23 protein-coding genes and 1 tRNA gene are annotated in these 26,665 nt (G+C 71.4%); 13 read left to right on the forward strand and 11 right to left on the reverse strand.

All coding sequences use genetic code 11. From position 1 onward, the window contains the following. Positions 1 to 123 precede the first annotated feature (123 nt). From OG406_RS21965 to OG406_RS21975, 3 genes are all read left to right on the forward strand, one after another. Positions 124 to 609, forward strand: coding sequence for an ATP-binding protein (locus OG406_RS21965; protein WP_329187332.1), 486 nt, complete (start codon positions 124 to 126; stop codon positions 607 to 609). A gap of 98 nt (positions 610 to 707) precedes the next feature. Then, positions 708 to 1,175, forward strand: coding sequence for a VOC family protein (locus OG406_RS21970; RefSeq protein WP_382752217.1), 468 nt, complete (start codon positions 708 to 710; stop codon positions 1,173 to 1,175). A 143-nt stretch (positions 1,176 to 1,318) separates the two neighbouring features. Beyond that, on the forward strand, positions 1,319 to 2,086 hold the full coding sequence (locus OG406_RS21975; protein WP_329187334.1) for a calcium-binding protein: 768 nt from the start codon (positions 1,319 to 1,321) through the stop codon (positions 2,084 to 2,086). A 138-nt stretch (positions 2,087 to 2,224) separates the two neighbouring features. On the opposite strand, the gene OG406_RS21980 is transcribed toward OG406_RS21975, so the two are convergent. Both OG406_RS21980 and phoU read right to left on the reverse strand, forming a co-directional pair. Continuing rightward, positions 2,225 to 2,377, reverse strand: a complete 153-nt coding sequence (locus OG406_RS21980) for a hypothetical protein (RefSeq protein ID WP_203661146.1) — start codon at positions 2,375 to 2,377, stop codon at positions 2,225 to 2,227. A gap of 151 nt (positions 2,378 to 2,528) precedes the next feature. Continuing rightward, the gene (gene phoU, locus OG406_RS21985) at positions 2,529 to 3,230 is read right to left on the reverse strand and encodes a phosphate signaling complex protein PhoU (protein WP_081218029.1); all 702 of its coding nucleotides are present in this window, start codon (positions 3,228 to 3,230) and stop codon (positions 2,529 to 2,531) included. A gap of 246 nt (positions 3,231 to 3,476) precedes the next feature. Between phoU and OG406_RS21990 the strand changes: the two genes are divergently transcribed. After that, on the forward strand, positions 3,477 to 4,754 hold the full coding sequence (locus OG406_RS21990; protein ID WP_081218027.1) for a sensor histidine kinase: 1,278 nt from the start codon (positions 3,477 to 3,479) through the stop codon (positions 4,752 to 4,754). After that, positions 4,751 to 5,431: a response regulator transcription factor gene (locus OG406_RS21995; protein WP_009340348.1), complete on the forward strand. Its 681-nt coding sequence runs from the start codon at positions 4,751 to 4,753 to the stop codon at positions 5,429 to 5,431. Before OG406_RS21990 ends, OG406_RS21995 begins: the two co-directional genes overlap by 4 nt. 132 nt (positions 5,432 to 5,563) lie before the next feature. Here OG406_RS21995 and OG406_RS22000 read toward each other — a convergent pair whose 3' ends face one another. Then, positions 5,564 to 6,238 carry a DUF461 domain-containing protein gene (locus tag OG406_RS22000; RefSeq protein WP_267051196.1) on the reverse strand — a complete coding sequence of 225 codons (675 nt, stop codon included), beginning with the start codon at positions 6,236 to 6,238 and terminating at the stop codon, positions 5,564 to 5,566. A 724-nt stretch (positions 6,239 to 6,962) separates the two neighbouring features. On the opposite strand from OG406_RS22000, the gene OG406_RS22005 reads away from it, so the two are divergent. The 6 genes from OG406_RS22005 to OG406_RS22030 all read left to right on the forward strand — a co-directional run bounded on the left by OG406_RS22005 (position 6,963) and on the right by OG406_RS22030 (position 13,596). After that, positions 6,963 to 7,445 carry a CarD family transcriptional regulator gene (locus tag OG406_RS22005; protein WP_003953493.1) on the forward strand — a complete coding sequence of 161 codons (483 nt, stop codon included), beginning with the start codon at positions 6,963 to 6,965 and terminating at the stop codon, positions 7,443 to 7,445. A 380-nt stretch (positions 7,446 to 7,825) separates the two neighbouring features. Continuing rightward, the gene (gene ispD, locus OG406_RS22010; protein ID WP_266847848.1) at positions 7,826 to 8,578 is read left to right on the forward strand and encodes a 2-C-methyl-D-erythritol 4-phosphate cytidylyltransferase; all 753 of its coding nucleotides are present in this window, start codon (positions 7,826 to 7,828) and stop codon (positions 8,576 to 8,578) included. Next, a complete protein-coding gene (gene ispF / locus OG406_RS22015) occupies positions 8,568 to 9,092 on the forward strand; it encodes a 2-C-methyl-D-erythritol 2,4-cyclodiphosphate synthase (RefSeq protein ID WP_266614753.1) in 525 nt (174 codons plus the stop codon). Before ispD ends, ispF begins: the two co-directional genes overlap by 11 nt. A 275-nt stretch (positions 9,093 to 9,367) precedes the next feature. After that, positions 9,368 to 10,768: a cysteine--tRNA ligase gene (gene cysS, locus OG406_RS22020; RefSeq protein ID WP_164374234.1), complete on the forward strand. Its 1,401-nt coding sequence runs from the start codon at positions 9,368 to 9,370 to the stop codon at positions 10,766 to 10,768. A gap of 119 nt (positions 10,769 to 10,887) precedes the next feature. Further along, complete coding sequence (gene rlmB / locus OG406_RS22025) at positions 10,888 to 11,832, forward strand: 23S rRNA (guanosine(2251)-2'-O)-methyltransferase RlmB (protein WP_164374235.1); 945 nt, start codon at positions 10,888 to 10,890, stop codon at positions 11,830 to 11,832. Positions 11,833 to 11,949: 117 nt separating this feature from the next. Then, positions 11,950 to 13,596, forward strand: coding sequence for a DoxX family protein (locus OG406_RS22030; RefSeq protein ID WP_267051194.1), 1,647 nt, complete (start codon positions 11,950 to 11,952; stop codon positions 13,594 to 13,596). Between the two features lie 253 nt (positions 13,597 to 13,849). Here the strand turns inward: OG406_RS22030 and OG406_RS22035 are convergent, their stop codons facing one another. From OG406_RS22035 to OG406_RS22045, 3 genes are all read right to left on the reverse strand, one after another. After that, a complete protein-coding gene (locus tag OG406_RS22035; RefSeq protein WP_164374237.1) occupies positions 13,850 to 14,581 on the reverse strand; it encodes a nucleotidyltransferase family protein in 732 nt (243 codons plus the stop codon). A gap of 188 nt (positions 14,582 to 14,769) precedes the next feature. Beyond that, positions 14,770 to 15,219: a hypothetical protein gene (locus OG406_RS22040; RefSeq protein ID WP_081218011.1), complete on the reverse strand. Its 450-nt coding sequence runs from the start codon at positions 15,217 to 15,219 to the stop codon at positions 14,770 to 14,772. 233 nt (positions 15,220 to 15,452) lie between these two features. Then, the gene (locus tag OG406_RS22045) at positions 15,453 to 16,589 is read right to left on the reverse strand and encodes an ABC transporter ATP-binding protein (RefSeq protein WP_267051193.1); all 1,137 of its coding nucleotides are present in this window, start codon (positions 16,587 to 16,589) and stop codon (positions 15,453 to 15,455) included. Between the two features lie 242 nt (positions 16,590 to 16,831). Here OG406_RS22045 and OG406_RS22050 point away from each other — a divergent pair. After that, positions 16,832 to 16,905, forward strand: a tRNA-Thr gene (locus tag OG406_RS22050). A gap of 207 nt (positions 16,906 to 17,112) precedes the next feature. Here OG406_RS22050 and OG406_RS22055 read toward each other — a convergent pair. Further along, positions 17,113 to 18,903, reverse strand: a complete 1,791-nt coding sequence (locus OG406_RS22055) for a hypothetical protein (protein ID WP_329187341.1) — start codon at positions 18,901 to 18,903, stop codon at positions 17,113 to 17,115. Positions 18,904 to 19,172: 269 nt separating this feature from the next. Here OG406_RS22055 and OG406_RS22060 point away from each other — a divergent pair, with 269 nt between their 5' ends. Continuing rightward, positions 19,173 to 22,109 carry an AfsR/SARP family transcriptional regulator gene (locus tag OG406_RS22060; RefSeq protein ID WP_329187343.1) on the forward strand — a complete coding sequence of 979 codons (2,937 nt, stop codon included), beginning with the start codon at positions 19,173 to 19,175 and terminating at the stop codon, positions 22,107 to 22,109. A 108-nt stretch (positions 22,110 to 22,217) separates the two neighbouring features. On the opposite strand, the gene OG406_RS22065 is transcribed toward OG406_RS22060, so the two are convergent. The 4 genes from OG406_RS22065 to OG406_RS22080 form a co-directional block, all read right to left on the reverse strand. After that, complete coding sequence (locus OG406_RS22065; RefSeq protein WP_164374239.1) at positions 22,218 to 23,789, reverse strand: glycosyl hydrolase; 1,572 nt, start codon at positions 23,787 to 23,789, stop codon at positions 22,218 to 22,220. A gap of 103 nt (positions 23,790 to 23,892) precedes the next feature. After that, positions 23,893 to 25,221, reverse strand: a complete 1,329-nt coding sequence (locus tag OG406_RS22070) for a hypothetical protein (RefSeq protein ID WP_329187346.1) — start codon at positions 25,219 to 25,221, stop codon at positions 23,893 to 23,895. 86 nt (positions 25,222 to 25,307) lie between these two features. Beyond that, a complete protein-coding gene (locus OG406_RS22075) occupies positions 25,308 to 25,526 on the reverse strand; it encodes a hypothetical protein (protein WP_326842913.1) in 219 nt (72 codons plus the stop codon). A gap of 157 nt (positions 25,527 to 25,683) precedes the next feature. After that, entirely contained in the window at positions 25,684 to 26,580 is an 897-nt protein-coding gene (locus OG406_RS22080) for a hypothetical protein (protein ID WP_267051168.1), read from the reverse strand. Positions 26,581 to 26,665 lie beyond the last annotated feature (85 nt).

Raw genomic sequence — 26,665 nt, forward strand, 5'->3', positions numbered from 1 at the left:
CGTCACTTCCGTTCCTTACGAACCGAAAGGTAAGGCTCCGTCACCTACCGAGCGTAGGGGTGCCCGTCGATTCTTGAGTACGGAACGTGACGACTCGGGGACGACGGCAAGGACGGACACACCGTGCTGACAGGAACGACCACCTCGGACGACGAACCTCCGACGGAAGCGGAGACGGCGGATACCGGGGCACCGACCGCACCGACCACACCGTTCGCCTCCTCGCCGCGAGGCGCCCGGTTCGCCCGGCGTCGCGCCGTGCGGTGGATGGAGGACTGGGGGTATCCGCCGGAGTCGGACGCCTCCTGCGCGGTCGCCCTCGTCGTCGGGGAACTCACCGCGAACGCCGTACGGCACGGCCATGTCCCGGGGCACGGCTGCCGCATCCGGCTCGGTCTCGACGAGGAGGCCGGACTCGTCCGGATCGAGGTCTGCGACGCGGCCGCCGCGAAACGGCCGCCCGCTGCCCCGCCCCTGACCTGTCCCGACGGGGAGTCCGGGCGGGGTCTGCTCCTGGTGGACGTCCTGGCCGTGCGCTGGGGCTGGACTCCTCGACAGCCCGTGGGCAAGACCGTCTGGGCCGAGGTGTCGACGGAGCCGGCGACCTGACCGGGAAGCCGTACCCCTACCTCTGCCCGTGCCCCTACCCCTGCCCGTGCCCGTACCGCCTCCGGGCGAGCCGGCGCGGTGCGCGGCACAGTGGAGCCATGGACGCAGACAGCGCGCACAGCGGGGACGACAGGAGCGGGACCGGCGGCGGGGACGATCTGGGGGCCCGCGCGCGGGGCGTGGCGACGCGGTTGCCCGCTCAGGATCTGGAGCGGGCCCGGCGCTTCTACTCCGAGGTGCTCGGGCTCGACCCCGTGGACGAGCGGCCCGGCGGGCTGCTGTACCGGTGCGGGGACGGCGAGTTCGTGTTGTTCGCGTCGACCGGGGCCTCGCCGGGGACCTTCACGCAGATGGCGTTGGGCGTCGACGACATCGAGGCGGTCGTCGCGGAGCTGCGGCGGCGCGGGGTGGTGTTCGAGGAGGTCGACCTGCCGGCGTTGCGGACGCGGGGCGGGATCGCCGAGGTCGAGGGAAACTACCCGAGCAAGGGGGCCCGCGGCGAACGCGGAGCCTGGTTCCACGACAGCGAGGGCAACCTCATCGGCGTCGGGGAGCCCGTCGTCTGAGCCGAGCGGCCTCAGGCGAGCGCCCTCAGGAGCCGCCGCACCGGCGTACACGCAGGTCGCCGCCCTTTCCCGTACAACCAACCGGGCTCCCCAGGTGTCTCTCCCCTACCCGGACCACGATCCGGCCGAGTTCCTGGAGAACCATGCGCATACGTACCGCCGCGGCCGCCACCGCCGGCACCCTCGCCCTGCTGTCGTTCGTGACGCCCGCGGCGCACGCCGACACCAAGAAGGGCGACACCGTCTTCAGCTCTCTGTCCTTCAGCAGGACGACCGTCAACGTCGGCGTGAGCAAGACACAGGCGGTGACCGTCACGGCCACCGCCAAGGACGGGTCCGGGATCAAGGACATCTACGGCGCGAAGCTGGTCAGCCCCGACAGCCGGATCGTCCACCCCGACTCCGTCTCCTGCACCCGGCCCTCGTCGACGAGCCTGAAGTGCAGCTACAAGTACGCCCTCGACGCGAACCGCACCGACTACTACGACCTCAAGAACAGTTCGGCGGGGACCTGGCACTTCACCGCGGAGGCAGCGGCCAAGGACGGAGACTTCTACGACCTGGAGACCAGCGCCCCGATCAAGGTCAAGCGCTTCGCCGAGCTGGCGAACACCCAGGCCTCACCCGAGCCCGTCGCCAAGGGCCACACCCTCACGGTCACCGGGAAGCTGACCCGGGCCAACTGGGACACCAACGTGTACGCCGGGTACACCGGCCAGTCCGTCGCGCTCCAGTTCAAGAAGTCCGGGTCGTCCTCCTACAGCACGGTCAAGACCGTCAAGAGCGACAGCAGCGGGAAGCTGAAGGCCACGGTCACCGCGCAGTCCGCCGGCACCTGGCGCTGGAGCTTCGCCGCCACCGGCACCACGAGCGGGGGGACCGCCTACGGGGACGGCGTCGCCCTCAAGTAGGGAGTCGCCTTCCAGCGGGGAGCCGACGCGTCAGGGAGCCGACGTGTGAGGAAGCCGACGCTGCCTCCGCCGCGCTCGCCGGACGAACGCGAAGGGCCCCGTCACGACGACGGGGCCCTTCGCTTCGTACGGACACGATCAGCCGCACTGGCACGGATTGCCCGACTGACAGCCGCAGCCGCAGCCGGAACCGCAGCCGCAGGCGCCGACCAGCGGAAGACTCCTGACCTCTGCGGGCTGCTGCGTGTCGCGGTCCTGCGTGGGATCGGGCGTGCTGGGGGATTCGGCCATGGGACCCTCCTTCAGGCACGGAGGCGTGCGAGGCGGACCGCGCCGCACAGCTCCTGTTCGCCCATCTCATGCCCACTCGGCCCGGCGCATCAACAGCGCACTGGGGCTTCTCGTGCGCCCCGGGCGCGAATCCCACGCCCCGCCCGGAGGCTCAGACCCCCTCCACTCCAGCGGCCGGCTGGATGTCGGGCTGGATGTCCGGCTGCAGCTCGTCCGCGTGCTCGCCGGTGACCAGGTAGACGACCCGCTTGGCGACGGAGACCGCGTGGTCGGCGAAGCGCTCGTAGTAGCGGCCGAGCAGCGTGACGTCGACAGCCGTCTCGATGCCGTGCTTCCACTTGTCGTCCAGCAGGTGCTGGAACAGCGTGCGGTGCAGGAGGTCCATCTCGTCGTCGTCCTGCTCCAGCTGCATCGCCAGGTCGACGTCCTTGGTGATGATGACCTCGGCGGCCTTCGCCATCAGGCGCTGGGCGAGCTGGCCCATCTCCAGGATCGTGGCGTGCAGGTCGTGCGGGATCGCCTTGTCCGGGAACCGCAGCCGCGCCAGCTTGGCCACGTGCTGGGCCAGGTCGCCGGACCGCTCCAGGTCGGCCGACATCCGCAGCGAGGTGACGACGATGCGCAGGTCGGTGGCGACCGGCTGCTGGCGGGCCAGCAGGGCTATCGCGCGGGCCTCCAGCTCGTGCTGGAGATCGTCGACCTTCTGGTCGGCCGCGATGACGGTCTCGGCCAGCTTCAGGTCGGAGTCGAGGATGGCAGTCGTGGCGCGCCCGATCGCCGACCCGACGAGCCGGGCCATCTCGACCAGGCCGTCGCCGATCGAGTCAAGTTCCTCGTGATACGCGTCACGCATGTGGTTGTCCCTCTCTTACGTCAGCTTCCGGGGGGTCCGGGGTCCGGGACCGGCCTGTTCCGGCCACCTGGAGGACGGCGGACGGGACCCGTGAACCCCACGCTCCCACGATCCGGCTCGTACGCGTCCGTTTCCGGCACCCCAAATGAACCAACACTGGCTCCTGGGTGAACTCTGGGCGACGAGTGTTCGAGGTCGCACTCGGATGGCTGTGGCCAGGAGCGACGGCATGCCTAACCTGGGTGCATGGACGTGAACGCGGCGGTCGCCGCAGCGGCAGCGATCGCCGGAGTACTTACCGGTGTCATCGCCATGCTGGCGTTCCGCTGGAGCGAGCGCGACCAGAAACGCCCGACCCGCACTTCTCTGCACACGGACCCGGTGCTTCCGCCGGGTGTCGACACCGTGCTCTCCGTGCTCAGGTCATCGGCAGTGGTACTCGACGAAGCGGACGCCGTGGTCAAGGCCAGTTCGGCGGCGTACGCCCTCGGACTGGTGCGGGGCGGCAAACTCGCCGTCGAACCGATGCTCCAGATGGCGCGTGACACCCGGCGTGACGGGGAGATACGCCAGGTGGAGCTGGACCTGCCCCGAAGGGGGACGGGAAGGGGAGAGGCCCTCGCCGTCTCCGCGCGGGTGGCCCCCCTCGGGTCACGCCTGGTGCTGCTCCTCGTGGAGGACCTGACGGAGGCCCGCCGCATCGAAGCGGTACGGCGTGACTTCGTCGCGAACGTGAGCCACGAGCTGAAGACCCCGGTCGGCGCCCTCTCCCTGCTCTCCGAGGCCGTCATGGACGCCTCGGACGACCCGGAGGCCGTCGAGCGCTTCGCCGGACGCATGCAGATAGAGGCCACACGCCTCACCAACCTCGTCCAGGAGCTCATCGACCTGTCGCGGGTGCAGAACGACGATCCCCTGGAGGACGCCGAACCCGTCCGGGTCGACGAACTCGTCGCCGAGGCGATCGACCGCTGCCGCCACCAGGCCGGCACCAAGCAGATCACCATGGCGGCCGGCGGAACCGCCGACCTCAGCCTGTGGGGGAACCGGGGCCAGCTGGCCGCCGCCCTCGGCAACCTCGTCGAGAACGCCGTCAACTACTCGCCCGCCCGCACCCGCGTCGGCATAGCCGTCCGCCGGGTGACGGCGCCCGGCGGGGAACACATCGAGATCGCCGTGACCGACCAGGGCATCGGCATCTCGGAGAAGGACAAGGAGCGCGTCTTCGAGCGCTTCTACCGAGTCGACCCGGCCCGCTCCCGTGCCACCGGTGGTACGGGGCTCGGGCTGGCCATCGTCAAGCACGTGGCCGCCTCGCACGGCGGGGAGGTCACGGTGTGGAGCTCCGAGGGTCAGGGCTCCACGTTCACCCTGCGGCTGCCGGAGGCGGGTGCGGCCCGCGACCGCGTGACCGATCACCACATGCCCGGCCTCGACGAAGAGGACGAGACCGAGCAGCCCGACGGGACGACCACCGTCACATCCCCGTACGAACCGCTTCCTGCCCCGGAGGTCCTTCCGTGACCCGTGTGCTCGTCGTCGAGGACGAGGAGTCCTTCTCCGACGCCCTGTCGTACATGCTCCGCAAGGAGGGCTTCGAGGTCGCCATCGCGACCACCGGGCCCGACGGACTCGACGAGTTCGAGCGCAACGGCGCCGACCTCGTCCTCCTCGACCTGATGCTGCCGGGGCTGCCCGGCACCGAGGTGTGCCGCCAGCTGCGCGGCCGCTCCAACGTCCCGGTGATCATGGTGACCGCCAAGGACAGCGAGATCGACAAGGTCGTGGGCCTCGAAATAGGAGCCGACGACTACGTCACCAAGCCCTTCTCCTCCCGGGAGCTGGTCGCCCGTATCCGGGCCGTCCTGCGCCGCCGCGGGGAGCCCGAGGAGGTCACCCCGGCCGCCCTGGAGGCCGGCCCCGTCCGCATGGACGTCGACCGTCACGTGGTCACCGTCTCCGGCTCCAAGGTCGACCTGCCGCTGAAGGAGTTCGACCTCCTGGAGATGCTGCTGCGCAACGCGGGCCGGGTGCTGACCCGTATGCAGCTCATCGACCGGGTCTGGGGCGCCGACTACGTCGGTGACACCAAGACCCTCGACGTCCACGTCAAGCGCCTGCGCGCGAAGATCGAGCCGGACCCGGGCGCGCCCCGGTACCTGGTGACGGTGCGCGGTCTCGGCTACAAGTTCGAGCCGTAGACCGGCCCCACGCTCCCCTGAGCACGACGAAGGGCGGGACCCCCGGGAGGGGTCCCGCCCTTCGTGCGTGTCAGCTGCGTGCCCGCGGGCGGCCCGGAGTGCCCGAGGCACTCCCGGACGCCCGGTGCCGGGTCACTGTCCGCCGGACGCCGAGGAGGTGGCCGTGGCCGTACCCGTGGCGGACGACGACGCGCCGCCCGACGGCTTGCCCGACGTGGACGCGGACGGGGAGCCCGTGGCCGAACCGGACGGCGAGACGGAGGTGTCCGCCGACGCGCCGGGCGCGGACGGCATGTCGCTCGGACCCCACTTGGTGAAGTAGCTCTGGGCCGGGACGACGAAGGCGCGCAGGCTCACGTCACCGGTCTCGCTGAAGCTGAAGGTGACCTTGCGGGCACTGCCGTCCATGAGCGCCTGGCTGGGGCTGGCCAGCGCCGCCGAGGCGTTGTCCTTGCCGCCGATGACGACGGAGCCGCCGGCCGGGACGGTCAGCGGGCCGCCCTTGCCCCCGGCGGGCGTGATCTTGATGGCTCCCTCGCCGTTCAGACCGATCGAGTCGAGGGTCTGCGCGGTGGTGCCGCTGTTGAACAGCGTCGCGGAGATCACCGCCGGCCCGGTCGCCTTGACGTCGGGCTGGGTGATGACGAGCGCGTTCTGGATCTTGATGTTGCCCACGGAGGTGGCCGCGTTGTCCGGCTTGACCTCCAACGTCTGGGCATCGCTGCCCGCACCGCACGCGGCGAGCGAGGCGATCGAGAACGCGATGACGGCGGCGGCGGAGGCGCCGCGTCGAAGGCTGCTGCTCACGGCGGCGGCAACTCCTTGAACGTGGGCGAAGCAGGGCGACTCCTGTGTAAAGCCGCCCTAAGGGTCTGTCAGCGGCCTTAGGTTACCGATCCGTTCCCACGCGACCGCACCCGACCCTCCCCAAGAGCCGGACTTTGCTCGACGGAAGGGTGCCGGGGCCCGGCCGCCGCGGCCGACACGCGCCCGCGGGGCTCCGGTGCGCCGTGTGTGCGCCCCGTTCTTCCCGACCCGCCCGGGCGGGTCGTCGGCTACTTTGATCGCGCCCTCGTCCGCCATTCACATAAGTTCCGCGAGGCCGGCCTTGCGCATTTCGGGGAATGAATGCCCGGCCGCCCGGAAAATCGATCACGGTGCCGGAACACCAGGTCATCGCGAGCCGATCATCACGTCATCACGCACGTGATCACCGATCGTCTTGATCAATTCCGGAATCGTTCCGCGCCCGGCCGCGCTCATCGAACGGAGTAGCGGAAGTCGCGCTCCTGGCGGCGGACAAATCGGGATGTTCGGACCCTGGTCAGGGCTTCCGGGTGTGTGTAACGTACGCGTTTCACTCCGCCTGGACAGCCGCTCCCACCTGCGAATACCCTCTTCCGCTCGCCTCCCGCAGCACGTTCCTGTTGCGGTTGTCAAGCCCCGAGATGTGCCCTGACCTGCGAAAACGCCATTCAGAAGACGCCGTTTCCGTGTTATCCTGGATAGCCACGGAAGGGGTACCTGTCACATGACGTTCAAGGTTGGCGACACCGTGGTCTATCCCCATCACGGGGCCGCGCTGATCGAGGCTATCGAAACTCGCCAGATCAAAGGCGTGGACAAGACCTACTTGGTGCTGAAGGTCGCCCAGGGCGATCTGACGGTACGTGTGCCAGCGGACAATGCGGAGTTCGTCGGCGTGCGTGATGTGGTCGGTCAGGACGGGCTGGACCGGGTCTTCGAGGTGCTGCGCGCGCCGTACGCCGAGGAGCCCACGAACTGGTCCCGTCGTTACAAGGCAAATCTGGAGAAGCTCGCCTCCGGCGATGTCATCAAGGTCGCGGAAGTCGTGCGTGACCTGTGGCGTCGTGAGCGCGAGCGCGGACTCTCCGCCGGTGAGAAGCGCATGCTCGCCAAGGCGCGCCAGATTCTGGTGAGCGAGCTCGCTCTCGCGGAGAACACCAACGAGGACAAGGCCGAGGCCCTGCTGGACGAGGTCCTCGCGTCCTGACGCCGGCTCAGTCGCCAGGACACAGGCCGTCCTGACGTACGTACCAGCCCGCGCAGCTGCGCAATGAATGCCGCGGTGCCCGATGACGCAATTGCTGTCGCCGGGCGCTGCGGCATGTTCGTACCCGCACGCGCCCCGCATGCTTGACCTGCGCGCTTGACGCGGTTCACCCGGATCCACCGGATGTTCACCCGGCATCGACTGTCCCCCGCCGTACCGGCATGTCCGATACTCGATGTGCCCGGCGGCCGACTCGACCGGATGTCACGGAAGGGTCCCCGGTCAGGGCGTCACGCCCGGCACTCCCCCCGCTCACCGAGCAGGGGGTACTCACCAGGCCATACCCATACCGGTCGAGCACACAAACCTGACAGGAACCGATGTCTGACGTTTCGCTTCCCGCGCCGTCGGGGCCCCGTACCGCAGCCGTGATTCCGGCCGCCGGCCGAGGCGTACGCCTCGGCCCGGGCGCCCCGAAGGCACTGCGCGCGCTCAACGGAACGCCCATGCTCATCCACGCGGCCCGCGCGATGGCCGCGTCCCGCGCGGTCTCCCTGGTCGTCGTCGTGGCCCCGCCGGACGGCGCGGCCGAGGTGAAGTCGCTGCTGGACGTGCACGCGCTGCCGGACCGCACCGACTTCCTCGTCGTCCCCGGCGGTGAGAGCCGCCAGGAGTCCGTGAAGTACGGGCTCGACGCGTTGCCGCCCGGCATCGACATCGTCCTCGTGCACGACGCGGCCCGCCCGCTCGTGCCCGTCGACACCGTGGACGCCGTCATCGAGGCCGTACGGGACGGCGCCCCCGCCGTCGTGCCGGCGCTGCCGCTCGCCGACACCGTCAAGGAGGTCGAGCCGGCCGCCGTCGCCGGGGAGCCCGAGCCGGTCGTGGCCACACCCGTCCGGGCGCGGCTGCGGGCCGTCCAGACGCCCCAGGGCTTCGACCGCGCCACGCTCGTACGCGCCCACGAGACCGTCGGCGACGACGTGACGGACGACGCGAGCATGGTCGAGCGGCTGGGCCTGCAGGTCGTGGTCGTACCCGGCCACGAGGAGGCGTTCAAGGTGACCCGCCCGCTGGACCTGGTCCTCGCGGAGGCGGTCCTGGCGCGACGGAGGCTGAACGATGGGTTCTGAGACGACCGGCCAGGCCGCACCGCAGGCTCCGGCACCCGTGCTCCCGCTCGTCGGGATCGGTACCGACATCCACGCCTTCGAGGAGGGCCGGGACCTGTGGTGCGCCGGTCTGAAGTGGGAGGGCGAGGGACCCGGGCTCGCCGGGCACTCGGACGCGGACGTCGTCGCGCACGCCGCCTGCAACGCCCTGTTCTCCGCCGCCGGCCTCGGTGACCTCGGTGCCCACTTCGGCACCGGGCGGCCCGAGTGGTCGGGGGCGTCGGGCGTCGTCCTGCTGACGGAGGCGGCCCGGATCGTCCGCGAGGCCGGCTTCACCGTCGGCAACGTCGCGGTCCAGGTCGTCGGACCCCGCCCGAAGATCGGCAAGCGCCGGGACGAGGCCCAGAAGATCCTCTCGGACGCGGTGGGCGCCCCGGTGTCGGTGTCCGGCGCCACGACGGACGGGCTCGGCTTCCCCGGCCGGGACGAGGGACTGATGGCGGTCGCCACCGCTCTGGTCGTCCGGACGCACTGAACGTCCGGACGGACGCACTCAACCGTCCGGACGCCCTGAACCGATCACCCTCCTCCGAGGGGGACGGTTCACCCTTTCCGGTAGGTTTCCACCCGTTCGGGACGATCCGTCCGCTCTTCTCCCTCTCCTGACGGCCCCGCGATCCACCCCCACCCGCCCCGAAGGCACCCTCTCCGGAGCCCGACGGGACGGGCGGCCCGTCGTATGTGACGAATCCGTTGCCCTTGCGGGGGAAGGGTCGCGGGGCACTACCCGGGGCCCACTACCCTGGAGTGGTGACCATTCGCCTGTACGACACCAGCGCCCGGCAGATCCGTGACTTCACCCCGCTCGTGCCGGGTTGCGTCTCGATCTACCTCTGCGGTGCCACCGTGCAGGCCGCACCGCACATCGGGCACATCCGCTCGGGCCTGAACTTCGACATCATGCGCCGCTGGTTCGAGTACCGCGGCTACGACGTCACGTTCATCCGGAACGTCACGGACATCGACGACAAGATCATCACCAAGTCGGCGGACCAGGGCCGCCCCTGGTGGTCCATCGGCTACGAGAACGAGCGCGCGTTCAACGACGGCTACGCCGCGCTCGGCTGCCTGCCGCCCACCTACGAACCGCGGGCGACCGGGCACATCCCCGAGATGATCGAGATGATGCGCGGGCTCATCGAGCGCGGTCACGCGTACGCCTCCGACGGGAACGTCTACTTCGACGTCCGGTCCTTCCCGGGCTACCTCCAGCTCTCCAACCAGGAGCTCGACAACCTGCTCCAGCCGTCGGGCGAGGGCGAGACCGGCAAGCGCGACCCGCGTGACTTCGCCATGTGGAAGGCCGTCAAGCCGGGCGAGCCGAGCTGGGACACGCCCTGGGGACGGGGCCGTCCGGGCTGGCACCTGGAGTGCTCGGCCATGGCCCACAAGTACCTCGGCAGCGCCTTCGACATCCACGGCGGCGGGATCGACCTGATCTTCCCCCACCACGAGAACGAGATCGCGCAGGCCAAGGGCTTCGGCGACGAGTTCGCGAAGTACTGGGTGCACAACGCCTGGGTCACCATGAGCGGCGAGAAGATGTCGAAGTCCCTCGGGAACTCGGTCCTCGTCTCCGAGATGGTCAAGGCGTGGCGCCCCATCGTGCTGCGCTACTACCTCGGCACCCCGCACTACCGCTCGATGATCGAGTACAGCGAAGAGGCCCTGCGCGAGGCCGAGTCGGCGTTCGCGCGCATCGAGGGCTTCGTGCAGCGGGTCGTCGAGAAGGCGGGGGGCGTCGTCGAGCCGTCCGCCGAGGTGCCGCCGGCCTTCGCCGAGGCCATGGACGACGACCTCGGCGTCCCGCAGGCACTCGCCGTCGTGCACACGACGGTCCGCCAGGGGAACTCCGCGCTGGCCGCCGACGACAAGGAGGCCGCCGTCGCCCGCCTCGCCGAGGTGCGCGCCATGCTCGGCGTCCTCGGCCTCGACCCGCTCGACCCGCACTGGGCCGGCGAGGGCGACCGCGGCGACGACCTGCACGGCGCCGTCGACACCCTCGTCCGGATGGTCCTCGACCAGCGCGAGGCCGCCCGCACCCGCAAGGACTGGGCCACCGCGGACGCCATCCGCGACCAGCTGAACCAGTCCGGCCTGGTCATCGAGGACAGCCCGCAGGGGCCCCGGTGGACGCTCGGACCACGCTGAGCACCCGCTCCGCCGGCCCCCGCCGATCACCCTCGACCTTGATCGATTGTGCCGCCCGGGCCTCCGGGCGGCACACTTCATATACGTACGTACGCACGCCTCACACAGACAGGTAGGTCATGGCCGCTAACAACCGCCGCATGTCCGGCAAGAAGGGCGCGCAGGTCGGCAGTGGCGGCCAGCGACGCCGGGGCCTCGAAGGCAAGGGTCCGACCCCGCCCGCCGAAGCGCGCAAGGGACACAAGAAGAACCGCGTTGCCAACGCCAAGGCGAAGCAGATCGTCCGCCGACCCGCCCACCCCAAGGGCCGTGGCGGCAAGGGCACGTCCGAGATGGTCGTCGGGCGCAACTCCGTCGTCGAGGCGCTGCGCGAGGGCGTCCCCGCGATGACGCTGTACGTGCAGCAGTTCATCGACAACGACGAGCGGGTCCGTGAGGCCCTCCAGCTCGTCGCCGAGCGCGGCGGCATCCACCTGATGGAGGCCCCGCGTCCCGAGCTGGACCGCATGACCAACGGGCTCAACCACCAGGGCCTCGTCCTCCAGGTCCCGCCGTACGAGTACGCGCACCCCGAGGACCTCGCCGCCGCCGCGTACGACCAGGGCCAGGACCCGCTGATCGTCGCCCTCGACGGGGTGACCGACCCGCGCAACCTGGGCGCCGTCGTCCGCTCCGCCTCCGCCTTCGGTGGCCACGGCGTCGTCGTGCCCGAGCGGCGCGCGGCCGGCATGACCGCCGGTGCCTGGAAGACGTCGGCCGGTGCCGCCGCCCGTACGCCCGTCGCCCGCGCCGCCAACCTGACGCGTGCCCTGGAGTCGTACAAGAAGGCCGGGCTCGTCGTCGTCGGTCTCGCCGCGGACGGCGAGGTCGAGGTCGGTGAACTGGAGGCCCTCGGCGGTCCCGTCGTCATCGTCGTCGGCAGCGAGGGCAAGGGACTGTCCCGACTGGTGGGCGAGACCTGCGACTTCCGCGTGCGGATCCCGATGCCCGGTGGCGGCGAGTCGCTGAACGCGGGTGTCGCGGCGGGAGTTGTGCTCTACGAGGCCTCCCGGCGACGCGCCTGAACAAACGTCCCAGTGGTCACCCCCGTGGGGTAATCGGGATGTTCGGGACGACCTTGACGCGGTCCGGACAGATCGACGCGGTCAAAGCAGTGTCCTAAACACACGTCACTCGGTTAGATGAGTGTGGACACCAGAACACCCCGCACACCCACGGGGGACCGCTCGTCTGGATTCGACGACGTTCCCGCGCTGAGCATGGTGAAGGTGCCGAGCGATCCGGCGCAGGTCATCGTCAATCATGCGAGCTTCCGCGTCCAGCTAGGAGCTGCGTCGCGGGGGCAATCCGCGCGCGTCGCGCGGCACTTGAGCCCCGACGTCGGTACGCCGGGCAGAGCGGGCGGGGCCGGCCCGGCCGGCGGTGGCCGCCGCCGCGCCCCCGTCGTCTGGAGCGGGAAGTCCGCGCCCGACGACACCGGCGCCCACCGGCTGCTCCAGGCGGTCCGGAGCGCGGGCGTCGGTCACGGCGGCGGCAGCGTGCCGACCGCCGACGCCGGCGCGACGCAGGTCATCCCGCGCATCGGCGAACAGCCCGGCTACGCGGGCGATCTGACCGTCGACACCGTCGAGACGCCCCTCGTCGGCAGCCAGCGCAGCCCCGTCGGCGACGAGCAGCGCCTGCTTCCGCAGATGCGCACCGTCGGCAGCGCCTACGACGAACCGGCCTTCACGGACACCGACTTCGAGGACGACGACCTCGACGGCCCGGGCACCGCCCCTCCCGTCAAACGCGGCGAGTCCGACCCGGCCCGGCACGCCTACCACCCCGGCCGCCGGATGAACCTCGGCGTCGTGCTGCTCCCGCTGCGCGTCTTCCTCGGCTTCATCTCCATCTACGCCGGCATGGGCAAGCTCTGCGACCCCGTCTACTTCGACGGCGGCAAGCGCGGCTCCATGATGAAGTGGCTGAACACGCTGCACCCGTGGGAAGTCGCCGAGCCGCTGCGGCAGTTCGCCCTCCAGCACCCCGTCGGCTCCGGCCTCGTCATCGCCTTCTTCCAGGTCATCGTCGGCGTCCTCACGGTCCTCGGACTGTGGCAGCGGGTGGCCGCCGTGGTCGGCGCGATGCTGTCGGCCGCGCTCATCGTCACGGTCAGCTGGAAGACGGTCCCCGCGTACGACGCGCCCGACATCATCTACCTCGCCGCCTGGTCCCCGCTGATCATCGCGGGCGCCCCGGTCTACTCCGTCGACGGCCGGCTCGCCGGCGAGGCGTGGCGCACGCTCGGACCGCGCGCCGACATCTGGGACCTGCGCGGGCGCGTGCTGCGCCGCGGCGCGCTCGCCACCGCCATCGTCATCGGTCTCACCCTGCTCGTGGGATCGCTGCTCGGCGGCGCCGTCCGCGACTCCGACCGCGTCGTCGTCCCCGGTCCCGGCGAGGCCCCGCGGAACGAACTGCCCGGCTCCCCGCTCCCGGAGACGCCCGGCAAGCGGCACCAGAAGGCCACCCCTTCGGCCTCCGAGGCGCCCACGCAGCGCAGTTCGTCGACGCCCTCGCAGGCGGCCACGACGCCCGGCGCGACCCGGGAGACCGGTTCCGCCGCAGGCGGCCAGCAGCCGAGCCAGACGCAGGGCAGCAGCGGCCAGGCGCCGCCGCAGCAGTCCTCGCCCGCCGACCAGGCCCCGAGCACCACCGCGGGCCCGACCAGCAGCGGCGGCACGTCGACCGGCGGTACGGGCTCCACGGGCGGTGGCACCGCTCCCGGCGGTGGCGGCAACTCGTCCACCGGGCAGCCGGGTCTGGTCGGAGGCCTGCTGGGCTGACCCACCCGGCCGCGCGGATCGCGGAGAACGACGTCAGGGCCCCGCACGGGATCGTGCGGGGCCCTGACGCGTACGGACCGTGTCGGACCGGCTACGGGGCCCCGAGTGGCTTCCTGGGCCGCTTCCCGGGTGGCACGGCGCGGTTCCCGGGGGCTCTCTGCGGTCCTCGGCGGTCCTCGGCGGCGGGGCCGGGTGGCCTAAGGCGGTCCTGCGGTTGTTGCCCGTCCGGCTCGACGGCTCGGGCCGCGGGATCTCAACGGCCCAGGGCCGCAAGCTCCTTCGCCGCTTCGGTGAGGTCCTTGGCGGTGTCGATGGCCCGCCAGTAGGCACCCTGCGGGATCGGGAAGCCGGCCAGCCGGTTCTCGCGGGCCAGCCGCGGGAAGGTGGTCCGCTCGTGGTCGCCGCGCTCGGGGAGCAGGCCGGTGAACTCGGGGGAGAAGACGTACACGCCCGCGTTGATCTCGAACGTGGAGGGCGGCGCCTCGATGAAGTCCGTGACGTGTCCGAAGCCGTCCGTCTGCACGGCGCCCCAGGGGATGCGGGGGCGGGCCAGCGCGAGGGTGGCGACCGCGTCGCGCTCGGCGTGGAAGTCGGCCATGTCGCGCAGCGAGAAACGGGTCCAGATGTCACCGTTCGTCGCGTACCAGGGGCGGTCCGGGTGCGGGAGACTGGCCGCCGCGTACCGGAGGCCGCCGCCACGGCCGAGGGGTTCCGACTCGACGACCGTCGTCACCTTGACCGGGAGATCGGCCGAGTCCAGCCACGTCTGCAGGACCCCGGCGAGGTGGCCGCAGGAGATGACGACGTCGGTGACGCCCTCCTCGGCGAGCCAGGTCAGCTGGTGGCCGATGATCGGTGTCCCGGTACCGGGGATCTCGACCATGGGCTTCGGCCGGTCGTCGGTGTAGGGCCGCAGCCGGGAGCCCTGGCCGCCGGCCAGGACGACGGCTTGAACGGGGCGCGCCTCGGCGTTCGGATCGGTCATGACCGAACTGTACGTGGCGGTGTCCGAGGGCTTTCGGGAGCCCGGTCGGAGGGGGCGGCGGGGGCCGCGGCCCGATGGGGACGGGTGGGGACGGCGGTGGAGCGGGAGTCCGGCGGTGCTGTGCCCCTCGGAGAGCGCTCGGTGGCCTCCGAGGGGCGATGCCGTCCCCGGAGCGGGGACGGGGGACCTCAGAAATGGGTGTTCGCCACCCCCGAGGCGAACGCCGTGTCGCAGACGGGCCGCGCGAACGACTGGGCGCGCGTGGGTCCGTAGGCACGGACCGCGGCGCGCCCCAGGGCGCGGGCGATGGACACGCAGTGCTTCGCGAGCGACGGACGCCCGTTCACCGCCTGCTGGAGGTGGGTGAGGGCGACGCCCGGGTTCTTCTCCTGGAGCTCCAGGAGGAGTTTGTCGCGCAGGACGTCCTGCGGGGCGCGGGAGACGGCTCGCGAGGAGACGTCTTCGGAGGACGCGGTGAGCACCGAGTTCGAGGGATTCCCCGACCAGTTGACTCGGGTGACCGCGAGAGTCCCGGAGAGCACCAGGACGACAGGCAGAACGAGGGCGAGGGTGCGGCCGATCCGGCGGGCGGGGCCACGGCCACGCCGGGTCGATTGGTTAGAGGTGGAGTGCTTCACGCGAGTGAGGGTAGCGCGGGGTGATGATTTGGCGACATTTAGTCACCGGTTCGGGGGATGGGCAATCGACGTTTTCGAGGTAGTGGGTTGACGCACAGATATCGAAATGCCCGGTCTGCCGGGGTATTTGTCGACAACGAAGAAGGCCCCGCAGCAGGCTGCGGGGCCTTCTTCGTCAACTTGGGTGAATTCACCCTCTACGGGGTGTGCGTTCGGCCCGGACGACGCGGACGTCAGTCGGACAGACGCTCGCCCGTCGAGGTGGAGAAGACGTGGATCTCGCCCGGACGCGGCACGACGTGCAGCGTGGCGCCCTTGTCCGGGACGGCGCGGCCGCTGACGCGGACGACGAGGTCCTTGAGCTCGCCGTCGACCTTGGCGGAGCCGTAGACGTAACCGTCGGCGCCGAGCTCCTCGACGACGTTCACCGAGACGGCGAGGCCGGCCGGGGCGTCCTCGGTGTCCTTGGAGAGCGACTTGGCGGCCTCGCCGTTGTGCTCGACGACGTCGAAGTGCTCCGGGCGGATGCCGACGGTGACCGTGCGGTCGCCCTTGTCGGCGGCGGCCGAGAGGGCCTCGCGGTTGACCGGGACGACGCTGTTGCCGAACTTCACGCCACCGTCGGTGATCGGGACCTCGACCAGGTTCATGGCCGGGGAGCCGATGAAGCCGGCGACGAAGAGGTTGGCCGGGCGGTCGTACATGTTGCGCGGCGAGTCGACCTGCTGGAGCAGACCGTCCTTGAGCACGGCCACGCGGTCGCCCATGGTCATGGCCTCGACCTGGTCGTGGGTGACGTACACCGTGGTGATGCCGAGGCGGCGCTGCAGCGAGGCGATCTGCGTACGGGTGGAGACACGGAGCTTGGCGTCGAGGTTCGACAGCGGCTCGTCCATGAGGAAGACCTGGGGCTCCCGCACGATCGCGCGGCCCATCGCGACACGCTGGCGCTGACCGCCGGAGAGGGCCTTCGGCTTGCGGCCGAGGTACTCGGTGAGGTCGAGGATCTTCGCCGCGTCCTCGACCTTCTGGCGGATCTCGGCCTTGTTGACGCCGGCGATCTTGAGCGCGAAGCCCATGTTGTCGGCGACGGTCATGTGCGGGTACAGCGCGTAGTTCTGGAACACCATGGCGATGTCCCGGTCCTTGGGCGGCAGGTGCGTGACGTCACGGTCACCGATGTGGATCGAACCGCCGTTGACGTCCTCGAGACCCGCGAGCATGCGCAGGGAGGTGGACTTTCCGCAGCCGGAGGGACCGACGAGGACGAGGAACTCGCCGTCCGCGACGTCGAGCTCGAGCTGGTCGACGGCGGGCTTGTCGCCACCCGGGTAGATGCGGGTCGCCTTGTTGAACGAGACAGTGGCCATGGTGAGGGGCCCCCTTCACCGGCAGGAACGTGCCGGACGATCCGTTGTAAAGGTGGTGATCCACTACGAACGGGTCCGTAGTGGTGTAGTCCACATGGGTGAACTGGTTCAGGACGCTACCTGCCGTTCACGTGTTCTGTCAGTACTCCGGGACCGGTGAAGTTCGCGGAAATTTTCGACAGGGGCCCCTGGTGACGTGGGTACACTGCACGGGCACGTACACAGCGCACGCGCGCGTGCAGGCCTCCTTAGCTCAGATGGCCAGAGCAACGCACTTGTAATGCGTAGGTCGTCGGTTCGAATCCGACAGGGGGCTCTTTTTGAGTTCAAGCCCAGCTCGGACGGTGTCCGAGCTGGGCTTTTGCGTGGGGTCGGTCGGCACGGCGGGTCCCGGCGTTCTCGGGACGCCTCTGGTGTCCGAAGGGGCAGTCGGCAGGGCAGCCGGAGGGGGCCGTCGGGGCACAGTGTTTCGCCCCTCGGCCCCACAACCCCCGGCTCCGCGACGTTCGCCGCCCCGGGGCCGTCAGACGGTGAACTTGACCGCTTCGAGGTAGCGGTCGTTCTCCAGGGCGCCGCCGAAGATGTAGCCGGGCCGGGCGTCCGCGCAGCCCTGGCCGCCCCAGTCGAACGAGTGGACCTTGGCCAGCTGGCAGACGCGTCCGGTGCCGACGTTGATGGCGAAGCCGGACATGTTCGGCGCGCCCTTCTTCGTGCTGCCGATGTAGTTGTTCGCGCCGTCCGCCCTGACCGGCGTCCACTGCGGCATCCACTTGCCCCGGCCGTCCTTGGAGGCGGAGTTGTGGACGAAGGCGTTGGCGGAGGATCCCCCGCTGCCCGACACCGCGATGTTGAGGGCCTTGATCGGGCGGTTCTGGTTGGTCGTGCCGGCCATCGTCCCGTCGCACACGGGCTTCTGCCAGCCCTGTCCGGAGACGTAGGCGCGGTAGCAGATGTGCCGCCCCGACGGGTCGTTCCTGGCGAGCCGCTTCACGGCGCTCGCCGCCGTGTCCTGCGCGGGCTTCGCGGGCTTCGCGGTCACCGTGGCCTGCGGCGGCCTCGCCGTGATGGTGACGACGACCCCTCCGCCGCCTCCCGGCTTCTTCGTCTCCTTCTTCGCGTCCTTCGACTTCTTCGGCTTCGGAGACGGGGACGCCGAGACGCTGGGCGGCGGCGGGAGACTCGGCGACGAGGTCGATATCGGCCCCGGCTTCCCGGCCTGCGGGCTCTTGCTCGTCTCCTCGCTCGACCGGGCGGCCTCCTTGCGGTGCCCGCCGTCGTCCGAGCCCCCGCTGCCCAGGATCACCAGCGGAACGATCACAAGGGCAGCCACGACGAGGCCCACCGGCCCGACGACCATCGGCCGGTGCAGCAGGCCCGGACCCCGGTACTCGTCGTCCGACTGGCGCGACCCCGGCCTGCGGACGAGCTGCGGCGCGGGGCGTGCGGCGGCGGCCCCGGCGACCGGGAATCCCTCCTCCCGGCCCGAGTCCGCCCCGAAGTCCGCGGCCTCGTCGTCATCGTCATCGGCATCGTCGTCCGCGTACGAGGGTGCCGACGCGTACGAGGAGGACGGCGCGTTGGGGGCCGGTGGCGGCGGAGGCAGCGGGGCCGCCTCCCGCAGCCTCTGCTGCTCCAGCGCGTACGCCTCTACGTCGTAACCGTCGTCATCGTCATCGTCATCGTCGGCTTCGGCTTCGGCTTCGGCGGCTTCGGCGTCGTGATCTTCTTCGTCGTCGTCCTCGTATGCGCCGGCGGCGTCACCGTCGTACGGGTCGTCGTCGTAGTCGTCGTCGGCGTCCTCGGCGTAGGCGCCGTGGCCGTCCCCCTCGGCCGCCCGCTCCTCGGCGAAGTCCTCGGTTCCGTCGGCGAGTTCGGCTTCGGCCGGCGGCGGCCCCGTGTGCTCAGGTGCCGGTACCGGCAGCGGTACGGGAGCCGGCGGCGGGGTCGGTTCCTGCTGCGGTTCCTGCTGCTCCTGCTGGTCCAGCAGGCTGCTCGAACCGTCGGGCGCCACCTCGACGAACGCCACGTAGCCCGCCGACGGGTCGGAGATGGTGGCGGTCACCGTGGTGTTCAGGTCGCGGGCGTACCCGTGCAGGACGTCGAGGATCGCGGCGTCGACCGTCGTTCCCGCCGACGCGGGCACGGGCTCGCCGTCGATGGCGGCCGAGCCGTCGCCCGAGATGACCACCGCGAAGCGGGGTGCCGGTTCGGACGCCTCGCCCACGGTGTCCGGCTTGCCGAGATCCATCGGCTTCCCGGGCACGGCAGGGTCGCCTCCCGTGTTCGGCTCGTCGGTCTCTTCGCCCCGGCTCATCGCGTTTCCTTCCTGACGTTCCCCGCCGCACGGCTCCGGCAGGGCCCGTCGCGTCGGTCCCCGCGTAGCGCAACGGGTGCCGGCCGGAAACGGTTCAATCCCGCGGGGGTACGGAACGGACCCTGTGCGTCCGTGCGTTCCCGTCCGCCGTTCGCTGCCCCCGAGGGCGGGGGCGGGCGGACCGGGAGGGCAGCGTGCCCCGGGGCCGGCAGCGGTCCGGAACCGTCAAGACCCCTTGTGTGAAACAGGTGTTCAGTACAGTCCGAAGAGTGAAGGCCTACGAGGAATCCGTGCGTTTCGCCGTGCTGGGGCCGGTCCGGGCATGGCACGGCGAACAGGAGGTGGACGTCGGTTCCCCGCAGCAGCGGGCGGTGCTGGCGGCCCTCCTGCTGCGCCGTGGACGCCCCGTCATGCTCGGTGAACTCCTCGACGCGGTCTGGGGCGAACAGCCGCCGGCGGCCGCCGTGTCCGTCCTGCGGACCTATGTGTCCCGGCTGCGCAAGGCGCTGGAACCGGAACGGGACACCACCGACGCACCCCGGGTGGTCGTGTCCGTCGGCGACGGCTACCTTCTCCGGCTCCCCGAAGGCGCCCTGGACCTCGACGTGTTCGAGCGGCGGACCGCCGAGGCCCGCCGGCTGCGCGCCGCCGGCGAACCGGCCGCCGCGGCCGATCTGCTGCGCGCGGCCCTCGCGGGCTGGCAGGGCGCGGCGCTGGCCGGAGTCCCCGGCCCGCTCGCCGAGTCCGAGGCGTCCCGGCTGAACGAACAGCGGCTCGCCGCCCTGGAGGCCCGGCTCGACGTGGACGTGGAGCTGGGACGGGACGGCGAGGTGATCGCCGAACTCCTCGCGCTGACCGGCAGGTTCCCGCTGCGCGAGCAACTGTGCCGGCTGCTCATGCTGGCGCTGTACCGGTCCGGTCGGCAGGCCGAGGCACTCGCCACCTATCGCAGGACGCGGGCCACACTGGTGGCCGAGCTGGGTATCGAACCCGGCGCCGCACTGCAGGATCTGCACGACCGCATCCTCGCCGCCGACGTGTCCCTCGGTGCCGGGCCGCCCGCGACGCCCGAGCAGACCGGGAAGGCGGAGCCGCCGGAGGTGTCGGCCGAACCGGCGCCGCCGGTCGTCGCGCACCCGGCGCGTCCCGCACAACTCCCCGCCGACCTGCCGACGTTCGCCGGACGCTCCGCCGAACTGGAGCGCGCCCGCGCCCTGTTGCCCGAGGGTGGCAGCACCCCGGCCTCGGTGGTCATCAGCGCGATCGGCGGCATGGCCGGCATCGGCAAGACGACCCTCGCCGTGCACTGGGCCCACGAGATCGCCGACCGCTTCTCCGACGGGCAGCTCTACGTCAATCTGCGCGGCTTCGACCCGACCGGTGTCGTCGTGACGCCGGAGGAGGCCATCCGTACGTTCCTCGACGCGCTCGGTGTCCCCCCGATGCGGATCCCCGCAGGCCTCGACGCCCAGGCGGCGCTGTACCGCAGCCTCCTCGCCCGGCGTCGGGTGCTCGTCCTGCTCGACAACGCACGGGACACCGAACAGGTCCGGCCGCTGCTGCCCGGCTCTCCGGGCTGCCTGGTCATCGTGACCAGCCGCAACCAGCTCACCGGACTGGTCGCCGGGGAGGGCGCCCACCCGCTGACGCTGGACCAGCTGTCGCCCGCCGAGGCGCACGACCTCCTGGCGCGCCGCCTCGGCACCGAACGGCTCGCGGCGGAACCGCAGGCGACGGACGAGATCATCACCCGGTGCGCCCGGCTGCCGCTCGCCCTGTCCATCGTCGCCGCGCACGCCGCCGCGTACCCCGGCTTCCCGCTCAGCGCGATCGTCGACGAACTGCGGGAGACCCACGGCAGTCTCGACGCCTTCGCCGGCGGCGACGACATCACCACCGACGTACGGGCGGTCTTCTCCTGGTCGTACAAGGTGCTGTCGGCGCCGGCCGCGCGCCTCTTCCATCTGCTGAGCCTGCACTCCGGGCCCGACATCTCCGCGCCCGCCGCCGCGGCGCTCACCGGCCTGCCGTCCCGGGAGGCCCGCGGGCTGCTCGTCGAACTGACCCGGGCCCATCTGCTCACCGAGCACTTCCCCGGCCGCTACACCCTGCACGACCTGCTGCGGGTGTACGCCGCCGAACGGGTCCGCGCCGAGGAGACGCCCGAGGAGCGGGACCTGGCGGTGGAACGGCTGCTCTCCTGGTACCTGCACACCGCCGAGGCCGCCTATCCGCACATCACCCCGCACCGGCGCCGGATCCCGCTCGATCCGCTGCCCCCGCTGTGCCGGCCGCTGGACTTCGGCACGCAGGACGAGGCGGTGCGCTGGTGCGAGAAGGAGCGCGGCAATCTCGTCAGCGCCGTCCACCAGGCCGCCGCGTCCGGGCACCCCGGGATCGCGTGGCGGCTGCCCGCCGTGCTGTGGGGCTTCTTCTACCTGCGCAGCCACATCCACGACTGGCTCGACACCGCGAAGGCCGGCCTGGCCGCCGCGCGCGGCGCCCACGACCGCGACGGCGTGGCGCAGGGACTCGCGGACGTGGCCGCCGCGCTGCGCAGTTCGGGGCGGCTCGACGAGACGATCGACCACCTGCACCAGGCGATGACCGCCTACCGCGACCTCGGCGACCACGACGGCCGCGCCTCGGCGGTCGCCAATCTCGGCGACGCCTACCTCCAGTCGGGGCAGCTCGACAAGGCCATCGAGTACACCCGGCGCGGCCTGGCCATCGAACGGGTCATCGGCGGCGCCTGGGGCGAGGGCATCGCCCTCAGCAACCTGGGCGACGCCTACCAGAAGCTCGGCCGCTTCGACGAGGCCGTCGCCTGCCTGGACCAGGCACTGACGGTCCTGCGCGCGGGCGGCAACCGCTGGGTCGAGGGCGTGACCCTCGACATCCTCGGCACCGTCCACCGCCGTCTCCGGCGCCACGACGCCGCCGTCGAGTACCACCTCCAGGCCCTCAAGACCCACCGGGACATCGGCAACCGGTGGGGCGAGGGCCACACGCTCGGCAACCTCGGGGACGTCCACCTGGACGCCCAGGAGCCGGAGGCGGCGCGCGACAGCTGGCGCCAGGCCCTGGCGATCTTCGTGGAGTTCGACCATCCGGACGCCGAGAAGGTCCGCGTGCGGCTCGGCCGCCTCGAGGACGGGCCGTCCGACGCCCGTGCCCCGAGGGCCGAGCCGGGACGGACCGCCTGACATGTGTCTCCTTCGACGAGGGGCCGGCCGCGGCCCGGGGGAGGGCCGCGACCGGGTTCCCCCCGCACAACGGGGCGCGGGGGCGGACGGTTCAACCGCCGGGGCAGGTCAGCCTGCGTCGTGGTAGACCCGGCCGCTCGCGTTGGCGGTCGCCCCGTCGTACAGACCGGTCGGGCTGGTCACCGTGGAGAGCGTGAACCACGCGTACCGCTCCATGAAGTCCAGGCCGTCCAGCATCTGCGTCGAGGAGCGGATGAAGTCGGTCTGCTCCTGCTGGCTCGGGTAGCGGGGCGTGCCCTTGGAGAAGTCGATCAGGCCGTACTCCGTCAGCCAGACCGGCTTGTGATAGCGGTCGTGCACCGCCTGGAGGTAGCCGCGGAGCTGGTTGGCGGCGTCGGGTCCGAAGTCGGCGCCGTACCAGTGCACCGGGATGAAGTCGACGCGCAGCCCCCGCTGGGCGGCCCCCTGCATGAACCGGTCCAGCCAGCCGCCAGCCACGTCGGCGCCGGTGGCGACCGCGGGAGCGCCGAGCCGCAGACCGGTCGCCTCCAGCCGGGGCCACTGGTCGAGCGCCTGCTCGGGCGTCATGTTCGCCTGGGTCGGCGAGTCCGGCTCGTTGAAGCCGAGGAGTTCCTTGCCCTCCTTGGCGGCCTGGCCGAGTTCGGTGTCGGTGACCGAGCCGGGACCCCAGATCATCGGGACGTAGTCGACGCCGTTCGGCCTGGTCACCGCGCCCGTCGAGGAAGCCCAGTTGAAGTACCAGGAGGCGCCGGAGTCGGCGAGCGCCTGGGAGGCGCCGTCGACGGGGTTGAGGCTGACGCCCTTGCGTCCGGCGGCCGGGGTCTTGTTCTCCGGGGCCGGCTGTGTGGCGGCGGGCTCGGCCGGGGCCGCGCTGCCGGTGCCGAACGCGACGGTCAGGCCGGTGCACTTGGTGCACTGGTACATGACCTTGTTGCCCGGCTCGGCGTCCTGCTTCGACCAGGCGTACGCGGTCGGGCACTTCTGGTTGACCATGTCGCTGTAGCCGGTCTTCGCGTCCCGGTTCGGGTTGACGCACACCAGCGGCGCGCCCGTGCCCTGGTCCTTGACGAGGTTGTCGGCCGGGCACGCGGACAGCAGGTCCTCCGCGCAGCCCGCCACCGCGCACTCGCCGCTCGCGGGCGGTGCCACGTCGTTCGGGGTGATGGTGACCGGTGCGGCGACGGCGTTGACGTAGCTCACGTCGTACCAGGGGGCGAGTGAGTCGGCCGGGTCGAAGTTGAACTCGGCCAGCCCCGTGGGCTGTTCACCGGTCGAGCAGCGATCGGCGTGCGGTCCGCAGTCGCCGACGGCACAGTGGAACGTACTGCCGTCCTCGCCGCCGCAGCCCTGGCGCGCGAAGAAGGTGCCGCGCCAGTGCCCGGCGCCCGCGCGCTCGGGGACGGTGACCGTGGCGGACTGGCCGGGGTCGAGCACCGGCAGGCCGGTGAGCGCGGTCGAGCCGTCGGCGTTGACCGTGCTGCCGACCCAGATACGGCTGCCCGTCCTGTTCTGCAGGGTGACGGTGTGCTCGGCGACGTCGGCGGCCGGTGTGCCCTGGATGCTCCGGCCGGAACGGTGGGACTGCACCGCGAAGGCGGTGCCGGTCACACCGACGATGACGAGGAGCAGGGCGAGGAGTAAGGGGGTGCGTCTGCGCATAGGGCGTGCCTCTCCGTGGGGGATGCGCTGGTACGGCGATCGGGTGGCGTCGCCGCAGGCACGACGGATGGGCGGGGGTGGATGGTTCACCTGGCGGGGGATGTCAGGCCCGGCGGGCGGTCGAGACGGTGGAGGTCTTCCTGACCGGCGGTGTGCCGGCCGGCCTCGTGGGGGTGCCGGCGTCTCTGGACGTGGAGGCCGGTGACACGGAGGCGATCGAGTCGCGCAGGGCCGCGTGTCCCTCGCTGCCGAGCAGGGACTGCTGCCCGTTCGCCGCGGGGAGCGTGGAGGGGAGCAGGGGGGACACCGGCGACAGGGGATTCGGGGGAGCGAAGGACAGGGTGGTGCCGTCCCCCGACAGCCGGCTGTTCTCGGACGCGAGGAAGGCGTTCCCGTCGCTCATGGGCTCGCGGGCCGGGTGGGTGAAGTCGGCCTGGTTCCACGCCTGGTGGGCCTGTTCCGCCTCCTGGGCCGGGGTAGGGGTCGGGCCCGGGGGGTTGCCCGTGATCCTTTCCAGCCTCGCCTCCTCGGCCGCCCGGAATCCGACGGCGTCGCTCGCCTGGTCCTGGCCAGGGTTGCGGGAGTTGTCGGTGCTCCAGGCGTACTGCGCCCGCTGGGCCTCCTGGAAGGCGTTCCCGTCGCTCATCTCGCTCTCGCCGGGATACCCGAAGCTGCTCCTGGCCGACGTCGTGGCGGAGTCCTCCGGAGCGGGGGCCGGGCGTTCCCAGCGGGCGCGCAGCCGGTCGAACTGCACCTGGTCCTGGGCCATGATGGCGGTCCCGGCGCCGGTCATGGCCTCCGAGGCCGTCACCGTGGGAGGGGAGTCGACCCCCGGCCTGCCCTGCTCTCGCGTCGGCGCATCGACCCCGGGGGGAGCGTCGCGGCGGAGTTCCCGCAGATACGCGTTGTTGGCGTACATCGCGACACTCGGCATGCCGGCGGGCGCCTTGTCGTAGGCCTTCTTCCACTTCTTCTCGGTCCGGACCAGATGCAGGACCGCGTCCTCGAAGGCCTCGCGCGCGGAGGGCGGAAGCTGGTCGATCGTCCCTTCGAAGGCCGCCCTCGACGAGAGCATCGACCCTGCGGAGAGCGGCTGTTGCGGCGGCCCGCTCCGCATCGCCTGCGCCGCGTGCGGCTCGGCCTGTCCGACTCCGCCGGTGTCCCCTCCGCCACCCCCGCCGGGGGCTCCTCCGGCGGACGGCGACCGGCCTCTGAGACGGTCGATGAAGCGGGCGAGTTCGTCCGCGAGCTGGTCCCAGGCGCTCTGCCCCTTCCCCGAACGGGCCTCGCTGCCGGGCCGGGCGCCCCGCACGGCGTACTCGGTCGTGAGGAGACTGCGTGCCAGGGCGACCTCGGGCGGGTCGGGCTGCTTGGGCGGTGTCTTCCTGGTCAGCCGCTTCCTGGCCGAGGAAGCCGCGCTGTCGTTCGCCACGGTTGCCCCTCAATCAGGTCGGAGGTGCTGTCGGGGGCCACAACGGGCCCCCGGCGCCCACGGTTCAGATCCCGGCGGCGGGCGGGTCAGGAGGCGACCGTGGCCGGGACCGACGGGATCGCCAAGGTGAATCCCACGGGCAGGGGCAGCAGGCCGGGCGGGAGCGGGGCCACGGGGTACCACGGAGCACCGTGGACCGGGCGGGCCGGGACCTGACGTTCGTAGAAGCAGTTCACGCCGGCCGCGGGCCGACGGCGCTCCAGCAGGCCTTGCGACGCGAACCGCCTGGCGTGGGAAGCGGGCATGTGCGTACCTCCTCGACCTGTGGGTGTTCCGCCGGCCTGATGGCGCCGCCGGCTCAAGAAGCACAACGGATCCCGTACTCCGCCCGGTTCAGCATCCGGTACGACGGCACACGGCCGCGCCTGGCGAGCGCGACCGTGTGGGACGGGCCGGTGGCGGTCAGCCGCTGCCTCGGGCGTTGGACTGGACGACCTTCTTCTTGCCTTCCCGGACCTGGCGCCGGTGGGCTTCCTGGCTGCCCTCGGGCTGGCCGCGGCGCGCGTTCGCGGGCGGGTTGAAGGTTCCGGCCGACGCGTTGGTCGGGTTCTGCGTCTGGAAGGAGGAGGTGGAGGACGGGGGCTGCGTCGGAGGGTTGTATCCGGGCGGGAACTGCCCCGGCTGGTTTCCGAGCTGCGGGTTGTTGTGCAAGCCGTACATCTGGTTCTCGGCGTCGCCCGGCGCCAGGTCGCCCTGGTTGGTGTGGGCGTGGTGCGTGAGGTCGGTGGCGGTCGCCGCGCCGGCCACCCACGATCCCGCACCGCCGATCATCTTGGTGGTCGAGGACTCCTGGTCGCCGACGGCCCCGTACGTGTTGAGTCCCGTGGACACCAGCCGGCCGATGCTCGCGCCCACCTGGACGCCGTCGACGACACCGCCCGCGCGATGCTGCTGGAACTGGCCGTAGAGCTCCTGGCCGGCCACCGCGCCCTGAGCGGCGATTCCCACTCCGTTGACGATCGTGCCGGCCCTACCGGGGATGAACGTCGAAGCACCCTGGATGAGAGTGGGAGCGACGTCGACCAAGGCCTTGGCGAGCTTCGCCTTGTTCGACTTCATCCACTCCCATGCCTTGTTGCTGCTGCTCCAGCGGGCCGCCGCCTGCTGCTGTGTGTCGACCGCGTAGAACTGCCGTGCGCCTTGGTCGTACATGCCTGTCGCGCCCGCGAAGAGTTCCGGTGCGCTCTCCGGGACGGCCGACCTCGACCGTTCGACGGCTCCGCTGCTGCGTACCCTGACGGAGTGGTACGAACTGGCGTTGGAGTGGTCGCTGTCGCTCGAATTGCCTGAGCCTGGCATTTTCACCCTTCTTTCTGGGGTGGGTCCTTGCTCCGTACGGAGCCTGTGGCGGCGTCCCGTTCGACGCGCCGACCGGGTACGTACT

The sequence above is a fragment of the Streptomyces sp. NBC_01428 genome, assembly GCF_036231965.1.
GTDB lineage: Bacteria > Actinomycetota > Actinomycetes > Streptomycetales > Streptomycetaceae > Streptomyces.

Bases quoted from the DNA above. Each gene is read 5' to 3' on its own strand.
- OG406_RS21970 (WP_382752217.1), top strand. From the start codon at position 708: ATGGACGCAGACAGCGCGCACAGCGGGGACGACAGGAGCGGGACCGGC.
- OG406_RS21975 (WP_329187334.1), top strand. From the start codon at position 1,319: ATGCGCATACGTACCGCCGCGGCCGCCACCGCCGGCACCCTCGCCCTG.
- OG406_RS21980 (WP_203661146.1), bottom strand. From the start codon at position 2,377: ATGGCCGAATCCCCCAGCACGCCCGATCCCACGCAGGACCGCGACACG.
- phoU (WP_081218029.1), bottom strand. From the start codon at position 3,230: ATGCGTGACGCGTATCACGAGGAACTTGACTCGATCGGCGACGGCCTG.
- OG406_RS21990 (WP_081218027.1), top strand. From the start codon at position 3,477: ATGGACGTGAACGCGGCGGTCGCCGCAGCGGCAGCGATCGCCGGAGTA.
- OG406_RS22005 (WP_003953493.1), top strand. From the start codon at position 6,963: ATGACGTTCAAGGTTGGCGACACCGTGGTCTATCCCCATCACGGGGCC.
- ispD (WP_266847848.1), top strand. From the start codon at position 7,826: ATGTCTGACGTTTCGCTTCCCGCGCCGTCGGGGCCCCGTACCGCAGCC.
- ispF (WP_266614753.1), top strand. From the start codon at position 8,568: ATGGGTTCTGAGACGACCGGCCAGGCCGCACCGCAGGCTCCGGCACCC.
- rlmB (WP_164374235.1), top strand. From the start codon at position 10,888: ATGGCCGCTAACAACCGCCGCATGTCCGGCAAGAAGGGCGCGCAGGTC.
- OG406_RS22030 (WP_267051194.1), top strand. From the start codon at position 11,950: ATGAGTGTGGACACCAGAACACCCCGCACACCCACGGGGGACCGCTCG.
- OG406_RS22035 (WP_164374237.1), bottom strand. From the start codon at position 14,581: ATGACCGATCCGAACGCCGAGGCGCGCCCCGTTCAAGCCGTCGTCCTG.
- OG406_RS22045 (WP_267051193.1), bottom strand. From the start codon at position 16,589: ATGGCCACTGTCTCGTTCAACAAGGCGACCCGCATCTACCCGGGTGGC.
- OG406_RS22055 (WP_329187341.1), bottom strand. From the start codon at position 18,903: ATGAGCCGGGGCGAAGAGACCGACGAGCCGAACACGGGAGGCGACCCT.
- OG406_RS22065 (WP_164374239.1), bottom strand. From the start codon at position 23,789: ATGCGCAGACGCACCCCCTTACTCCTCGCCCTGCTCCTCGTCATCGTC.
- OG406_RS22075 (WP_326842913.1), bottom strand. From the start codon at position 25,526: ATGCCCGCTTCCCACGCCAGGCGGTTCGCGTCGCAAGGCCTGCTGGAG.
- OG406_RS22080 (WP_267051168.1), bottom strand. From the start codon at position 26,580: ATGCCAGGCTCAGGCAATTCGAGCGACAGCGACCACTCCAACGCCAGT.